Origin of the sequence: Rhizobium sp. WSM4643 (assembly GCF_025152745.1) — a bacterium.
In the GTDB taxonomy this organism is placed as follows: domain Bacteria; phylum Pseudomonadota; class Alphaproteobacteria; order Rhizobiales; family Rhizobiaceae; genus Rhizobium; species Rhizobium leguminosarum_I.
The window spans coordinates 498,250-514,038 of the sequence record NZ_CP104042.1 but is presented as its reverse complement, the minus strand read 5'-3'; the positions used below and the strand labels follow the sequence as shown (position 1 = coordinate 514,038).

The following is a 15,789-nucleotide window of genomic DNA, read 5'->3' as shown; positions in this document are numbered from 1 at the left end:
TCCGCGATGGCACGCATCTTGGCGTCACGCCCGACGTCACTACGACAACGGCTGCGATTGAGGCGCTTTCTGTGGCCGACGCGAGGGCATGGACGCGCATGCTGGCTGATTTCGGCCGCGATGCACCACTTATTTTTGCGCTGCTCGGCTCGCCCATGCCCTCGCTTGCCACAGTCAACGTGCTGTGGAAGGCATATCGGACGATCGGCATGGAGGGCATCTGGCGTCTCGCACGATTGCTGCTCACTACGCCTCGAGAATTCCTCGACAGCCATTTTCCCGCGTCCGGAACAGCATGGAGCAGGCCTGCTGGGATTCAGTCTTCGGAACGACGAACCGCATCGACGGCCGGGTCGCTGCTTCAACGATCGCTTCTGCGTCGGCCGCATCATTCTTCTGTCGTTTGACAAAAGGCTTCACGTAAGCCGGCGGGATCAAGCGAACATCATGGCCAAGTTTGCTGATCTCACGCGCCCAGTAATGCGCTGTAGCACAGGCTTCCATCGCGACGGTGCATTTGGGCAGTTCCGTAAAGAAGGTGACCACTTGACCGCGAGAAAGTTTCCTGCGCAAGACCACACCTCCATCGCTTCCCGCGGCATGAACCTGAAACACCCGCTTTGCAAGGTCCAGGCCGACGATGCTAACTTCCTTCATGGATGCTCTCTCCTCTAAGTGACGTTCTGGCGAACATCACTCTGGCACATTGCAATGCCGTCGGGAGGGGGCATCCACTCCATCAGTTCTCAGCGCAAATCAACAGCACGGGCATGCGCGCTAGCCCAGGTGGGAGGTACATGACTTCGAGGGGATCGAGCCGAGGCAAATGCCCGAAGCGTTCACGCTTGAGGCGATGTCTTACCTGCAATGGCGAGCAAGACAGGTGACGCAATTTCAACGATGCTGTCGACGGTATAGTCCTCGATGATCGCCAGAACGGCATCATCAACTTTCTGGCGATCCGCGTCATTCAACGCCGCATAGGGGGCCATGTAGGTGTGGAGCTCCCGCATCGCATCGAGGTAGGCACGTCCGCCATATCCTTTCCAGATAGTCTCGAACTCTACGACCTTGATATCTGTGAATCCGGCAGATTGCATCGCCGTCGCAACCCGCGCCGGATCGGCCAATGTCACAAAAGCATCGGAGGCGGGAGGGGGCGGACTATCGGGGAATATGGTTCGCAACGCCTTCGCCATCACCATGAATGGCCCTCCTCCCGGTAGCGTTTTCCAGCTCGCTATGCATGCTTTGCCGCCGGACCGCAGTACCCTGTGCATTTCGCTCAGCCCCTTTTCCCAATCACGAAAAAGGCTGATCCCCAAGATTGAGAACGTAAGGTCGAATGAGTTGTCCGGCAGGCGTAGGTCTTCGCCGTTCATGACATGCGCTGACGCAAAGGGAAACGGCGCGAGACGATCCGATAGCAATCTGACCATGCCAGGAGCGATATCGACAGCAACTACGCTGACGCCACTAAAAGCTGCGGGGACGCTGAGAGCTCCAGCGCCTGCACCTATGTCGAGAATTCGGGATTGGAAGGGGACCGGCTCCATCAATCGAAGGGCTTCGACCGCAATCGGCGCTGTAACCCGGGCGCCGGTCAGTTCGTAGACCCGCGCAAACTCGTCGCTCATGTAGTCGATGGCTGGCGCACTTACCTGCCAGTTCGGTGTGTTTGATGTGTCGGGGTAGGTCGCCATAGTTCGCTTAAATCCTCACGTCCTGTCTTTGATGACGACAGCCTTAAGCCTGGTGCGGGGGATGGTATTGTACATCCTTGCACAGGCTCGACATTCTTCCGCGTCGATCCGAAACGTTAGCCGGCGAGCTGGGTTGGCGTGGCGCCGTATACCCGCTTGATCCACTTTGTCATGTGGCTTTGGTCACTGAAGCCTGTGGCCGCGGATATCTCGGCCAGCGACACCTTACGAGCCTGGATCATCGCTCGTGCCGTCTCCAGTCTGCGGCGAATGACGTACTTGTAAGGACTGATGCCCATGGTCGATTGGAAAAGGCGTGCAAACTGAAATCGTCCACAGCTTACGATTTCCGCAAGGCTATCCAGACTAAGCGTTTCAGCCAAGTTTGCGCGAATGAAGCTATCTAGATGATTGATGCTATTTAAGTCCAACTGCTCGCAATTGGGCGGAGGGCTTTGGTCCAGATGTTGTCGCACCAGATGCGCAAGAAGAGCATCCGTCGCTGCGTTCCAGAATAGCGTGCCGTTCGGATGACCAGCGGCAGCTTCCGCCTTCAGCACGTGAGCAACGCGCGCAATGAAACCATCTCGCCCGTTGAGCTGCTCGATCAAGCCGGCGTTGTGGCCGAGCAGATCGCTCGTTGCAAGCGCCAGGCACTCTGGTGAAATCCGTAAAACAATTCCGGACATCGAGCCGCCGAAAGCGGTGGAGTGACAGGCCTGCACGGGGCAAAGGCAAAACGATCCCGGTGTAATGTGATGTCGGAGACGTTTGCCGTCGATCATATGTTCTACCGATGTCGGCAACGAGCAACCGATACCGATCATATGATGTGTCGCCACGCCGCTCGTAAACGTGCCTTTTCTGAAACTTACTCGTGCGACAGCAATGCCGTATTCCGACGTCGGAGCTGACGCGCTGAGGACCTTGATCTCTTCGCCGACCTGGAGCATCGCGAATGCTTCCTCCTTCGTGCCCGCGGGCCGGGCGGGAAGCGCGATGGATGATTTCCTGTGTCTAGAACTCACACTCTATCTCCTTCTGCAGTCGAATAGTTGCGCAAGCAGCGCACGTGCCACAGCGCTGCCTTGCTTATGGGTTACATGGGCAGGGAGGACATGCAGGCGCTGATGTGTTGGAATGTAAATTGTCACTTTCCTGTTGCATCACCCGCTACTCTTTGCCTCTGAGCTTCTGATTGCTCAGGTCTGAGTGTCCCAAAATCCGGTGCCTTAATCTCTTTACGCTTGTCGAGGCCGGAATGTTACCGTACGCCGCCGACCTGATCGGCCTTTCAAACTGATCAGGGCGGTTAGACATCGCTCAGAGACAATCACAGGGTTGACGCTCGAAAAGAATAAGCGGTTCTCCCTGCCAACACTTCGCGATGAAGGAGGGGGGCTTTGATGCCGGCAAAGAGAAGGCTGACCATGAGACATTTGCGACAAATGCTGCGGCTTGCGGCAAGCGGCACCAGCTCGCGTGAGATTGCCGTCGTGTTGGAATCGCGCGTAGCACGGTGCAGGATAATCTGCAGCGCGCAGCGGCGGTTGGTGTTGTAGAACAGGCAGAAGCCCTGACCGTCCCATCACAGAAGCTTGATCCCATCCGCCCGTTTTCCGCGGAGGTCGAAGATCGCACCGGAACCAGGCGCCTCTTTGATCACCGCTTCCACCATCGCCGACAGCCCGTCAATGCCACGCCGCATTCGGTCACACCGCAGGCCAGATAAACTCGCACATTGCCAGAAGGCCCGATCATGCTGCCTCCACACAAGCGATCAACGACGCCAGCACCCCGAGATCCAAGTCCGCGGCAATCCTGAGCAAGCGGCCGTTCCTGAGAACGATTTCGACGTCTTTGCACGGCCCGACACCGCTCCTCTTCGAGCCGTTGCTGGGATTCTCCGAGGAGCCAATAATCGAAGCCCGGACAAGCGATGCCTTCTGAGCAGAGCCCATGTCGGGTGGCGAGAGCTTTTTTCGCCAAGCGTAGGTAGACGCGGATTAGTCAAAAGATGCCGCGAGTCCCGTGCTATTCAACGATCACAGCGTATCAAGCGGAGCGAAACATGCTTAAGACGGACACCCGCCAGGCCAACTGGCGACGGGCCAATCCCGGCAAATACGAAGCCCATCTCGCGGTTCATTGAGCCCTAAAGGCAGGCGAGATTGATAGGAAAACTTGTGAAGTTTGCGGTGTCGAATCCGTCGACGCCCCTCACGATCAATACGAGGAGCCGTTGATGGTCCGATGGTTGTGCCGCCGCCATCACAACCGGCTCCATCAATACGGCGAAGACATGTTTCCAGTCAGGGAATGCCATTGAGCGAATGACCGGGACATCTCTCTATCCCTCGAGTTAGCGCGCGTCAGCGAGCGACAAGATCGTGAATCAGGTCGCGGATCCATTGCTGACCCCGGTGCCCGTGCGTCCGCTCATGCCATATGAGCTCTACCTGGAACCGTTCCGGAAGCCACGGTACGTCTATCCATGCGACCTCAGCCAAGCGATCCCGCATCAGACGGCGCGGCACCAGTGCGACAAGGTCGCTGCTGCCGACAATGCTCGGAACCACAAGGAAAGAGGCGGCAGACGCGACAGTGACGCGGGAGTGACCGAGTGCCTCCAGGGTGACGTCCACCGGCGTGGAAAATACTCCGCCAGAAGGCGAGACGATCACCTGTTCAAGCCGGGCGAACCCGGCTGCAGTCGCCCCTTCCGCGATCCGTGGGTGCCCGGGACGGCCGATCAGAATATAGCTTTCCTCAAACAGGTGCCGTGTACGCAGGTGAGCCTGCCCGGCATCCGGTGTGGCGATGGCCAGATCGACATCGCCATCTCCCAGTTGCTGCGCTAACCTTGTCGGCGAAAGGCGGTGCACCGCAAGCCGGATATGGGGCGCCTTTTCGCGCAGCGCCACGATCAGGGGTGCTACCACCACAGCCTCGACGTAGTCGGTGCAAGCGATCGAGATGGTTAGTTCGGCTGTTGCGGGAGAAAAGCTGTCGTGGCTCTGGAGGGTTCCGCGGAGCTGATCCAGCGAAGCTCTGAGCGGTCCGATCAGCTCGAGGGCCTTGGCGGTCGGCACCATGCCACGATGCGCCGGCACGAGCAGGGGATCCTTGAACAGGTCGCGAAGGCGGTTCAGTTGGGCGCTGAGAGCCGGCTGGCTCATATACAGCCGGGCTGCGGCCCTTGTGACGTTGCGCTCGACAAGCAGAGCTTCGAGACTGACGAGGAGGTTGAGATCGATGCGCTTCATATCCATATTCTGGATAGTAGCGCATAAATCAATCGATTTCACATATGGCTGATGGGCTGCGATTCTGATTTCCAAGGAGCGCCGGTTCGGCTGCTCCGGCTAGTAATGGAGATCCAATATGTCGATTGATCAAAAGCCTACCATTGTCGTCGCAGGCAGCCTGAGCAAGCAGGGCCGGAGCGTGACGGAGTCGTTGTTGGGGAGTGGACGGTATCACGTTCGTGCGCTGACAAGTCGTACAGACTCGCCTGCGGCCCTCAAGCTGGCCCAGCAGGGCGCTGAGCTCATCGCCGTGCCGCTTGCGATCAACCACAGGAGCGATTTTGTGAAAGCGTTTCGGGGAGCGCAGGGCGCCTTCCTGATGACCCCAGTCGTCGCCCCGCCGGCAACCTACGAGTTCGATATCGGTAGGGATCTCGCGGACGCCGCCGTCGAGGCGGGTGTCGAGCACATCGTCTTCAGCACGCTGGAAAACGTCGATGAGATCACCGGAGGGTCGAAGTTCGCGCCGCATTTCACGGACAAGGCGCGCGTCAAGGCTTATATCCAGGGTCTTCATGTTCGCAGCTCATTCGTCGAGCTCGCGTTCTTCTACACCAACCTTCTCGAATATTATACGCCGCGCAAGGAGGGCGACACGCTCGTCTTTCCCATTTATCTGCCGGAGCATTTCCGAGCACCCTTCGTCGATCCGCTGACGGCGACAGGGCCAGCCGTTCTGGAAATCTTCGACCATCCCGACATCTATGCCGGGCAAACGCTACCGATCATCGGGGACGTTCTATCACCGGCCGAGATGATCGAGACCTTCAAGCGTGTCACGGGCCGGAAGGCTGTGTATGCATCCGCCTACACCCCTGATGAGCTGGTTCGTCATTTTCCGGAGTTCGGGGAAAATCCCGAGCTCGTTCGAGAGAACATCGGCATGGCGGAATACGCGGTCGAATATGGTTATTTCCGGAAAGACCGGGATCTCTCGTGGAGCAGGCGGATCAATCCCTCCAGTCTCACCTGGGAGCAGTTCCTGATCAAGACCGATTGGGACGGCGAAAAAAGGGCTTTCGGTCTCAGCTAGTAGACCTCGGTCGGCACGCACGCGTCCGGAAAAGGAGCTGCTCGAAGGATTGATCAAGCCCGTTTTCGCGCTCCTTGAAACCGACGGCACGAAGCAACTGGAAACCGCTTGAATATGAACGATTGGCGCAGCATGCAGGCTGATACGGCAGCTTGGCAGGAAATTTCCATCCTCTCATGTAACGACTGGAGCCTTTTCTTCGAACTGGAACATGTCGGATGAAGAATTCGGCGCGCGAAGAAGAATGGGCGGCCTGGATGCGATCCGCAATCGCGGGCGACGGACGCGCCTACCACAGACTGCTGACAGCGATCACACCCCATCTGCGTGTGATCGCTCGTAGGCGCTGCGAACAGTTCGGTGCGCCGGCAAGTGAGGCCGAGGACGTGGTTCAGGAAGTATTGCTGGCTATCCATCTCAAACGCGGCACATGGGATCCATCCCGGCCCCTGGGTCCGTGGATGGCCGCTCTCGTGCGCAACAAATTGATCGATAGCCTGAGGCGGAGAGGCAAGCAGGCCGCCGTTCCCCTCGAAGACGTGATTGCGATCCTCGAAAGCGATGACGGAGCAGGGGCCGCTGACAGGATGGACATCGAACAGATATTGGGCCGGCTGAAGGATCCTCAGCGAACAATCGTTCAATCCATTTCGATAGAGGGGTCGAGCGTCCGCGAGACGGCAGAGCGTCTGAAGATGACAGAGGTGGCGGTGCGTGTGTCGCTCCACCGGGCGCTCAAGGCGTTGTCGGCCCTTTATTCGGAGCCGCTGAAGTGAAGACAGATCATCTCATAGAGCTGCTTGCGCAGGACGCGCCTGTAAGGTCTAATCTCAGTCATATGCTCCAGCAGGCGAGCATCGCGGCCGTTCTGATCGTTGCGATCGCCTTTTTTTCGGCGATCGGTTTCCGACCGGACATCGACACCGCAATGGACACCGGTCGCTTCCTGTTCAAATTCGTTATCACGATCGCGCTCGCAGTCACCGGTGGCCTTGTCATGTACCGTGTTGGTAGGCCGGGCGTCCCGTTGCTGTGGTGGGCCTGGGCTTTGCTGGTGCCGTTGGCATTGTCCGTTGGCGCGGCAGTATTCGAGCTTTCGGTCATGCCCCCTGAAATCTGGATGTCGCTCATGATCGGACATAATTCGCGGCTCTGTCTGACAATCATTCCTTCCTTGTCGGCCGGGCCTCTTGCATGTTTTCTTGTGGCGCTTAGGCACGGAGCGCCGGCTCAGCCGGGAATTGCGGGAGCCGCGGCGGGCCTAGCGTCAGCCGGAATCGCCGCCACATTCTATGCCGCAAATTGCAATGACGACAGCCCGCTCTTCGTCCTCCTCTGGTATCCGATCGCCATATCCGTTGTTACAGGAATTGGCGCTCTGGCCGGCCATAAACTATTGCGGTGGTAGATCTTTGAATTGGTGCTTCAGTTTCGCGACTAGCTGTGTCCCTACGGAATCTCCTATGCGTTTTGTTGGACCCTTAAGCTACAAGAAGACCTACGGACTGCTATGGGCGTGGGAGTAAGTAGCAGGACACCCGGCCGACCTAGACCCCGCTACAGCAGGAACAGGCAGGTTTTGTGCAGGATCAGGCACCTGAGCACGACTGATACTGGAACTTCCAAGGCAATGAACACACGGAGTCGCGTGAGATACATTTTCGAAAGCTCGCAATTATACGACGAATTTTTAAGCACAAGCAGGAGATCTACATGACGCCCGAAGAATTCCGACAGAGAGGTCATGAAATCATTGACTGGCTCGCGGACTATCATGCGAAGATATCTGACTATCCGGTCCAACCTGCGACACAGCCGGGTGATGTCAAAGCGATGCTTCCTGCCGTACCGCCGGTAGAAGCTGAGGGTTTTGACCAGATCATCGCTGATCTCGACAAGGTCGTTCTCCCGAATATTTCGCATTGGCAACACCCAAGGTTCTTTGGCTACTTCCCCTCTAACTCCCTTGGCTCTGGTATCTTGGGTGACCTCGTAAGTAGCGGACTTGGCGTGCTCGGCCTGTCCTGGCAGTCATCTCCCGCCGTGACTGAAATTGAGGAAGTCGCGGTCGACTGGTTCAGGCAAATGGTAGGCCTGTCATCGGCGTGGTTCGGAGTTATCAACGACACTGCGTCGACGAGCACATTGGTTGCTTTGCTGTGCGCGCGGGAGAAAACGACGAGATTTTCTCTTGCCGGGCGCGGCCTGCAGGCTGAACACCGGCCACTCACAATCTACACGTCGGCGAGCGCCCATTCATCGGTGGAAAAAGCGGCACTGCTGGCGGGATTCGGTCGTGAGAATGTCCGCATGGTGGATACCGACCGCAATTTCGCGATGCGTCCTGAGGCACTCGAGCATGCCATCGTCGCGGACATCCACTCCGGTTCCACTCCCTGTGCGATCGTAGCCGCCGTCGGTGGGACCGCTACCGTGTCGATCGATCCACTGTCCAACATCGCTGACATCGCGCTCAGACACGGCTTGTGGCTGCACGTCGATGCCGCCATGGCCGGTAACGCGATGATCCTGCCGGAGTTGCGTTGGATGTGGGACGGTATCGAGGACGCAGACAGCGTGGTAATAAACGCGCACAAATGGCTGGGCGTCCCATTTGATTGCTCGCTCTATTTCGTTCGAGACGAGCCTCATCTGCTTCGGGTGATGTCTGCCGATCCGAGCTTCCTTCAATCGAGTGCCGACGAAAAAGTGCGTAACCTACGCAACGCCGGCATTCCTCTGGGACGAAGGTTCAGGGCTTTGAAACTCTGGTTCGCCATACGCGAACAGGGCGTGTCCGGGTTGCAAGCCAGGTTGCGGCGAGACATTGGCCTGGCTCAGGATCTTCGGTCGAAAGTGGAAGCCGCCCCTGATTGGGAGGTCATCGCCCCCGTCGTTCTGCAGACCGTCTGTATTGTTTATCGGCCGAAGGCTGTTCCGCCCGACCGTCTCGATGATTTCACTCGCGCCTGGGCGCATGCGGTCAATACGTCAGGCCAGGCCTATATCACGCCGGCAACGGCGGCAGGGCATTGGATGGTCCGCGTCTCGATCGGTACAATAGCGACGGCAGCGAGCGATATAGAAATGGTCTGGCGGGCAATACAGGAAGCGGCTGCCTCGCTCGTCCCGGAATTTTCGTGAACGGCCGGAGAGGTGGTGGCATTGGCGGGACCCTCGGGACGAATGAGCCTTGACGGATGATGACTTCAACGGGGTTAGCCAACCTACTGCCATGTGACCGTCGCCGCAGCCTCTTTCCCGATGGTCGCAGATTACCTCCGCGAGGTTCTTCGTGTTCAGCTGCGGCCGCGATCGGGATCGGAAACTCACTGATCAAAGCTACGCTTGATACGGCGAGAAGAATGAGGTGCAGACGTCTGGTCCTCGATACCATGCCCGCTATGACCTCCGCGATCGCGGCCTATGAGGCACTGGGCTTCCAGAGGATCAATCCGTACTGGAATAACATTCTGCCCGTTATTTATTACGGCAAGACACTTTGAACTCTTAGAAACATAAGGAGATTTTAGATGTTTCATATCAACGCTGAAGCAATTGAATCGGTCAACCAGCTCTCTGAAATGTGGGGCAAACTCGTCGCGGACGTAAACGGTGCTGTGACCGACGATGAAGGGCTTGCGGTGCGATGGGCCGATGCGAAGTTTGCCTTCTACAATGCGCTTGTTGTGACTGCTCCAGTGGAGACCGAGGAGCAATTGAGACGGCTTCTTTTGCGGTCGTCAGAGTTCATGGATGGCCGTGCGCAACCAGGTTGCGTTTGGCTTTTTGATGACTTGGTTTCGCCGAACCTCAGAGCTGAGATCGGCTCGTTGGCGCGTGAGAGCGGATTGATCAGTTCGTTCACGTGTTGGGGAATGGCAGGCGATCTGATAACCCAAGATGAACCCAGCCACCCTTTGTTGCGGTTTGAGCGGGTAACCAGCGCGCAGCATCTTGACGCATATGCCAGCCTGAATGCCAGGGCATACGGCTTATCCGAAGAGGATGCGATGTCAACGTTTCGCGGGTCGCGCCTCTGGCGCGAAGAGATATTCGCTTTCGTTGCTTACGAGGGCTCAAATCCTGTTGCTTGCGCAGGCGCCTGTGTGGTGGACGGGCGATTATTTCTGGTCTTGGTTGCCACAGAAGCAAAGCGCCGCCGGCTCGGCTTTGGAGAAGCTGTCACGCGCAAGGCCTTATACGAGGCAAGCCAGTCAACCGGCATCAAACGCGTCTGCCTTCAAGCAACAGCAGACGGGAAGCCGGTTTACGAACGGATAGGCCTGCGCTCGAATTCGTCGCTTCAGCTTTTCTCTCGACATTCGGCTTAAGATCAAGTTTTGGCCGTGATGGTATAGCCGGTGGAACTAATCTGGCGTCCACCGGTCCCCAGCTCCGTTTTGGCTCTGGACCTCACCCAACCAGGCTAAAGAGCGACAGCAACGCGGTCTCTGAATCTGAAGAGTGCGCAATAGGTTTTACCTGCGGATGTATAATTCCCGCCGGTACTACTTGTTACATCTCCGGCACACCAAGCGACATCGCACTGGCAATATCGCGTCGGTGGAAACAGCTTGGAGCAATGAAAATGTCGTTTGGACTTTGGCGGTTCCGTGAAGCCAAACGGGCACTAACGATCTTCTGCGAGGACAATAACCTCGAATTAGGGGTCGGAACAAGGTGCGCCGGTAGAAACCGGCAAGGAGTAGATGGTGAAAGTCCATTGCAATGAAGGAGTAGCGATCCAAATTGACCCTGAGTCATGCGCGGGCAGCCGTGAGGCTGTGCGTGAAGCGTTGACAGGGGAGCATGTAGGCCAGCCATTGAACCGCGAAATTGACGCTTCTCGGGTGCCGACGTTCGTCTTGTGTGCGGAAGGCAATATGAATCGGTGCGACAGCGCGAGTGTCGATTCAACCCGGCGTGGTCTGAGACCGTGACATGCATGGACGCTCCTTGCGCGGGAACCGGGAGACCTCGGGATTGGCCAGAGTGGGATGCCACTGCTGGTCCGCATCGGGAAGGCGAGGAGCCGAATCCGGTGAAGAACGATCTCGAGGAGTCAGATCCTGCCATAGTAGCAACGAACCTTGCGAACAACGCCGGAGTATCGGTGGCGGAGCAAGGGGAGCCAAGGGCAGGAACCAAGGGGAATGCGGACCAGCAAAGCACGCGACGGGCACAGGACCGGGAAAGTGTGTCCCATGCGCTGGACCGCATACGGAATGCTGCAAGGCAAAGGAAGAAGGAGAAGTTCACCGCTCTCCTCCATCACATCAATCCAGAGATGCTGACGACGGCGTTCTACGCACTCAAGCGTAACGCAGCCCCCGGCGTGGGCGGACAAACGTGGGGAGCCTACGAAGCAGACCTCGATCAAAGGATCGTGGACCTGCATAGTCGGGTTCAACGGGGAGTGTATCGTGCCCTTCCGTCCCGGCGGGCGTATCTACCGAAGACAGACGGACGGCAGCGACCGATCGCAATTGCCGCCCTTGAAGACAAGATTGTCCAGAGGGCGACGGCGACGGTGCTGAACCAAATCTACGAGGAAGACTTCCTCCGGTTCAGCTATGGGTTCCGACCAGAACGCGGCCAGCATGACGCTCTGTTTGTCGGAATCGAAACGCGGAAGGTGAGCTACTGTCTCAGGTGGCGCCCGTCGTGCGGAGGATGGCAGTTTGGCTATTATGGTCGGAGGCGCGCCTGCCATGATCGAGAAAGCCAGACCGCTGCTAAAAGCGATGGGCAGTACCGTTACCGCGACAGGCGCGATCGGATCCGGCCACGCAGCGAAGGCCCTGAACAACTATGTTTCTGCGGCGGGATTACAGGCGGCGTGCGAGGCGATCCTGATCGGTCGTGAGTTTGGCATCGATCCAAATGTGCTAACCGATGTCCTCAATCTGTCGACAGGAAAGAACAACTCTACCGAGGTAAAGCTCAAGCCGTTCATCATCCCGGAAAACTTCACGTCTGGCTTTGCCATGGCGTTGATGGCGAAAGATATAGAAACAGCAGCATCGCTTGCCCTACAGTTAGGGAAACCGGAACCGGGGCTGGAGCATGCGGCCGCATTGTGGAAGGAGAGTTTGGAACGAGTGGGGAAAGCTGCCGACCACACCGAAATATACAGCTATCTAAAAGTCGCCCGACAGGATCGCTGACCGCATGTCCCGCCAAACGACAGACCGCGAGACTTCATCTAAGGGCGGCAACCAACACATTTTTCAGTGAAGATGGAACAATGGCTTCTGATAATTTCGATCTCTCGAGACGTGGGCTTCTCAAACTAAGTGGAACAGCCTTGGCGCTAACCGCAACCCATAGCAATTCGCTTGCTGCTACGAAGGGTTCGGCAAGACTTTTTTACACGGATGTCGGAACTGGTACCAACGTGATGCTTCTTCACGGCTGGGCATGCGACTCTCACGATTGGAGTTGGCAGTTGCCGATGTTGGAGAGCAAATATCGTGTTGTCGCCCTCGATCTGCGAGGTCATGGTAGATCGGAGGTCATGCCGTCTGGCACCTATACTCCCGATGACTACGTCGCCGATATCGAAGCGCTGATCACGGCAAACTTCGCGAGCCAGAAATTTGTCGTGATGGGCCACTCAATGGGAGGCCAGATCGCTGCTCGACTTGCTTCAAAGCGGCCAGATCTGGTCACCGCGGTGGTGTCCATGGACGGTGCACTTGGTTTTTCCGATGAGGTGGGGGCCTTCTTCATGAAGACCGCGGATGGCTTGAAAACTGGTGATCCCGGCATTGTTGGGCCGGAGCTCTTCAAAACGGCCTATGATGCCGCAACATCGCCAGCAATCAAGCGATGGCATACAAGACGGCTACAGGGAACACCCCAGCATGTGGTGCGGGAATCGTTCGGGCCGCTGTTCTTCGGAGAGGGGCAAATCGGGGTCGGAAGTGCAAGCGAAGAATTCTGCCGGACCCTGGGGGTCCCCTTCTACCACCTGTGCAGAGACCAATCGCAAGCCGATCGCATGAGCACCTGGTTCACGAGCCGAAAGTCAAGAGTTGATGTCTGGAAGAATGCGGGACACTGGATCATGCAGGACCGACCGGAGGACGTCAACGTCGCGATTGCAGAATGGGTCGACACGCTTTAGCGGGGGACTGATTGTCAAACGATCTCGCAGCAGCTTGCGGCGCCCTTCTCTTGGTGCCGCATATTCGCCACGAGTCGCCCGGCATCGAGGGCAACATTCACCCGCGCATTAACGCTCCGCTTCGTCCACCAGAGGTCGCGCTGGTTCCCGGCGCTCCCTTTCCAGCACGCGCTTGTTATGAGGTCAAAGCGCTGCCGAAAGGCGCTAAGGTGGAGATCTCGGCGATAATCGCGTTGACTGAGTGAACCGCCAGGAATTAACCCGACGAAGATCGGTACGAACTGGTCAAGGGACCACGAAATAGTGTCGACCCTGGCAAAGTACCTCCACTGGGACAAACGGATTGGCGCCGACCCTGTTGGGGCTCGGCGTCTTCAACTTTATCGGGATGCCGCTACTGGCCTTTGCTCGCCGGACGCAATCTGCATATAACATTGATTGTTTTTCTAGGCTTGGCTGGCGCGGCAGCGCACCATTGCTGCTGTCGCAAATAAATCTGGCTGAAAAAATAATTTCAATTTCGGATGACAACGGAGGTCTAGTTAGAAATTGGTCTGATACCTGCTGTTGATATAGGATTATATTTGGCTTTGCCGATCGTACGTGGTCAACGTGCTACGAAAACGCCGCTTACAGTAGTGTTAGAGGGGAGGCCTCCTCTTTGAGAAACGTTCGCCAGCGCCTGATCCTTGGCCCCCCTTTTCCGCTCGCTGCCTGTTGATGGGCCCGAACGATGGTGCTGTCGATCATCAAATACTGATTGTCCCTGTCGGCCGTCAGGGCGTCGAAAACCCGCTCCCACACCCCGGCATGGCACCAGCGACTGAACCGGCGATGGACCGTTTTCCATTTTCCGTAGCGTTCCGGCAGGTCCCGCCAATGCGCACCCGAGCGGAGGATCCACAAACAACCGTTCACGAACAATCGATTGTCGGTTCCCGTCCGGCCTGGATCGCCCGACTTACCGGGCAACAAGGGCGCAATTCTCGACCATTGCGCCTCGTTCAACTCGTACCGCTTCACAGCCATCAGGGCCTCCGTGCAAAACACGGTGTCCTATGAATCAGCGATCAACTGATTTGGGAATCTGGAGGGTTCTGTGAGGTCCGTGCGCTGTGCGTGCGGCATTCACTGATCGGACCTCATTGAAGCCGGATTGAGCGAAGGCGCGGTTTGTTTGGCGCTATGGGGATTTAGCCGAAGCGGTGGATGGTGTTTGGCAAGGTCGAGCCTTGCTGGAGCACGTGGACAGGTTTGGAAGGAGAGTCTTGCCGGTATTTGCGGTGTCTTTGACGCCCCTGTCGGCTGGTTTGCATCGACCGAACCCTTGGTGGTGTTGCGCTTTACGTCGCTCAGGCACGATTGGCCAAAGCACTCGCCCCGCGGCCCCTCGGCATGCCGACGCTGATCGTTGCAATGATGCCGCGCATGATATGATCATGAACTGTCGTTCCATGCTGGCCGACGTACGGGCTGGAGCGGGGTCCACGCGCCGATGATCGTCATGGTTCCGCCGCAACAGGAGCAGCGCTGCGCCAAAGGTGGTGGCTTTGCGTCCGGTTCTTCGGCCGTCTGCTCCGGCGGCGGGATGTCGAGCAGGCTTCGGCACAGGTCCAGCTTCAGTTGCCGATGGCCATTGGCAAGCAGGCCGTAATGACGAATGCGGTGAAAGCTGTCCGGAACCGTGTGAAGCAGGAAACGGCGGATGAACTCGTGGGCATCGAGCGTCATCACCTTTTGCCTGCCGCCCGTTCGATAGTCCTTCCATCGGAATGTGACTCGATCGCCATCGATGCTGACCAGGCGGGAATTGGAGATGGCAATGCGATGGGTATAGCGGCCGAGATAGGCCAGCACCTGTTCGGGTCCGGCAAATGGCGGCTTGGCATAGACCACCCAGTCGATGCGACGCGCTGCTTTGATGGTTCGATTGAAGGCGAGCGGATCGGCCAGACCGGCGATATCGCCGAAGAATTGAAGTTGGCCCAGATCGTAGGCCTGCTTCAGCTCGTTGAGAAACAGCCGCCGGAACAGACGCGACAGGACCCGTACGGGCAGAAAGAAGCTTTGCCGGCAGGCAACCCAACGGGACTGGTCGAATGACAACCCACCGCCCGGCACGATGCAATGGATATGCGGGTGATAATGGAGGTTCTGTCCCCAGGAGTGCAGCACCGCGATGAAGCCGATCTCCGCACCCAGATGTCTGGGATCCGCAGCAAGCTTGCGCAGCGTCTCGGCGATGGCGCGAAACAGGATCGTGTAAACGGTATTCTTGTTCTGGAAGGCGATTGCAGCGATCTGCTGCGGTAGGGTGAAGACCACGTGGAAATAGCCGACAGGCAGAAGGTCGGCCTTCCGTGCAGCAAGCCAGTCACGGCTCGCTTGTCCCTGGCACTTTGGGCAATGCCGGTTGCGGCAGGAATTATAGGCGATGCGGAACGCCGCGCAGTCCTGACATTGCTGGACATGCCCGCCCAGGCGAGCGGTCCGGCACATCTCGACCGCACTCATGACCCGGCGTTCGACACGCCCGAGATGAGCGTCGTGTGTTTGACGATATCTTTCCCCGTGGCGGCGAAAAATGTCCGCCACCTCCAGTCCCGCCGCCAT

At 57.6% G+C, this 15,789-nt stretch carries 13 protein-coding genes and 4 pseudogenes; 10 read left to right on the top strand and 7 right to left on the bottom strand.

Annotated features, from left to right (window positions below):
- Positions 1-276 precede the first annotated feature (276 nt).
- From N1937_RS29380 to tnpB, 4 genes and pseudogenes are all read right to left on the bottom strand, one after another.
- A pseudogene (locus tag N1937_RS29380) lies at positions 277-657 on the bottom strand (IS110 family transposase); the annotation flags it as partial.
- A 182-nt stretch (positions 658-839) separates the two neighbouring features.
- Positions 840-1,703, bottom strand: a complete 864-nt coding sequence (locus N1937_RS29375) for a class I SAM-dependent methyltransferase (protein WP_260059971.1) — start codon at positions 1,701-1,703, stop codon at positions 840-842.
- 116 nt (positions 1,704-1,819) lie between these two features.
- Positions 1,820-2,656, bottom strand: coding sequence for a helix-turn-helix transcriptional regulator (locus N1937_RS29370; RefSeq protein ID WP_260059970.1), 837 nt, complete (start codon positions 2,654-2,656; stop codon positions 1,820-1,822).
- Between the two features lie 635 nt (positions 2,657-3,291).
- Positions 3,292-3,411: an IS66 family insertion sequence element accessory protein TnpB gene (tnpB, locus tag N1937_RS29365; protein WP_260059969.1), complete on the bottom strand. Its 120-nt coding sequence runs from the start codon at positions 3,409-3,411 to the stop codon at positions 3,292-3,294.
- Positions 3,412-3,774: 363 nt separating this feature from the next.
- Between tnpB and N1937_RS29360 the strand changes: the two are divergent.
- Positions 3,775-4,032 (top strand): annotated as a pseudogene (locus N1937_RS29360) (hypothetical protein).
- A 43-nt stretch (positions 4,033-4,075) separates the two neighbouring features.
- Here N1937_RS29360 and N1937_RS29355 read toward each other — a convergent pair.
- Positions 4,076-4,969 (bottom strand): LysR family transcriptional regulator, encoded by an 894-nt coding sequence (locus tag N1937_RS29355; protein WP_260060249.1) that lies wholly within the window; start codon positions 4,967-4,969, stop codon positions 4,076-4,078.
- A gap of 118 nt (positions 4,970-5,087) precedes the next feature.
- On the opposite strand from N1937_RS29355, the gene N1937_RS29350 reads away from it, so the two are divergent.
- The 9 genes and pseudogenes from N1937_RS29350 to N1937_RS29310 all read left to right on the top strand — a co-directional run.
- Entirely contained in the window at positions 5,088-6,044 is a 957-nt protein-coding gene (locus N1937_RS29350; protein ID WP_260059968.1) for an NmrA/HSCARG family protein, read from the top strand.
- A gap of 218 nt (positions 6,045-6,262) precedes the next feature.
- Positions 6,263-6,820 (top strand): sigma-70 family RNA polymerase sigma factor, encoded by a 558-nt coding sequence (locus N1937_RS29345; protein ID WP_260059967.1) that lies wholly within the window; start codon positions 6,263-6,265, stop codon positions 6,818-6,820.
- On the top strand, positions 6,817-7,452 hold the full coding sequence (locus N1937_RS29340; protein WP_260059966.1) for an NrsF family protein: 636 nt from the start codon (positions 6,817-6,819) through the stop codon (positions 7,450-7,452). The genes N1937_RS29345 and N1937_RS29340 overlap by 4 nt, the downstream gene beginning before the upstream one ends.
- A gap of 305 nt (positions 7,453-7,757) precedes the next feature.
- On the top strand, positions 7,758-9,188 hold the full coding sequence (locus N1937_RS29335; protein ID WP_260059965.1) for a pyridoxal phosphate-dependent decarboxylase family protein: 1,431 nt from the start codon (positions 7,758-7,760) through the stop codon (positions 9,186-9,188).
- 56 nt (positions 9,189-9,244) lie between these two features.
- Positions 9,245-9,550, top strand: coding sequence for a GNAT family N-acetyltransferase (locus N1937_RS31625; protein WP_441005676.1), 306 nt, complete (start codon positions 9,245-9,247; stop codon positions 9,548-9,550).
- A gap of 27 nt (positions 9,551-9,577) precedes the next feature.
- The gene (locus N1937_RS29330) at positions 9,578-10,378 is read left to right on the top strand and encodes a GNAT family N-acetyltransferase (protein WP_018069680.1); all 801 of its coding nucleotides are present in this window, start codon (positions 9,578-9,580) and stop codon (positions 10,376-10,378) included.
- 1,380 nt (positions 10,379-11,758) lie between these two features.
- The gene (locus tag N1937_RS29320) at positions 11,759-12,214 is read left to right on the top strand and encodes an NAD-binding protein (RefSeq protein ID WP_260060248.1); all 456 of its coding nucleotides are present in this window, start codon (positions 11,759-11,761) and stop codon (positions 12,212-12,214) included.
- 80 nt (positions 12,215-12,294) lie between these two features.
- A complete protein-coding gene (locus N1937_RS29315; RefSeq protein ID WP_260059964.1) occupies positions 12,295-13,176 on the top strand; it encodes an alpha/beta fold hydrolase in 882 nt (293 codons plus the stop codon).
- Positions 13,177-13,331: 155 nt separating this feature from the next.
- Positions 13,332-13,421: pseudogene (locus tag N1937_RS29310) on the top strand (RidA family protein); the annotation flags it as partial.
- Positions 13,422-13,863: 442 nt separating this feature from the next.
- On the opposite strand, the pseudogene N1937_RS29305 reads toward N1937_RS29310, so the two are convergent.
- Both N1937_RS29305 and N1937_RS29300 read right to left on the bottom strand, forming a co-directional pair.
- Positions 13,864-14,199, bottom strand: a pseudogene (locus N1937_RS29305) (IS5 family transposase); the annotation flags it as partial.
- A gap of 414 nt (positions 14,200-14,613) precedes the next feature.
- Complete coding sequence (locus tag N1937_RS29300; protein ID WP_260059963.1) at positions 14,614-15,789, bottom strand: IS91 family transposase; 1,176 nt, start codon at positions 15,787-15,789, stop codon at positions 14,614-14,616.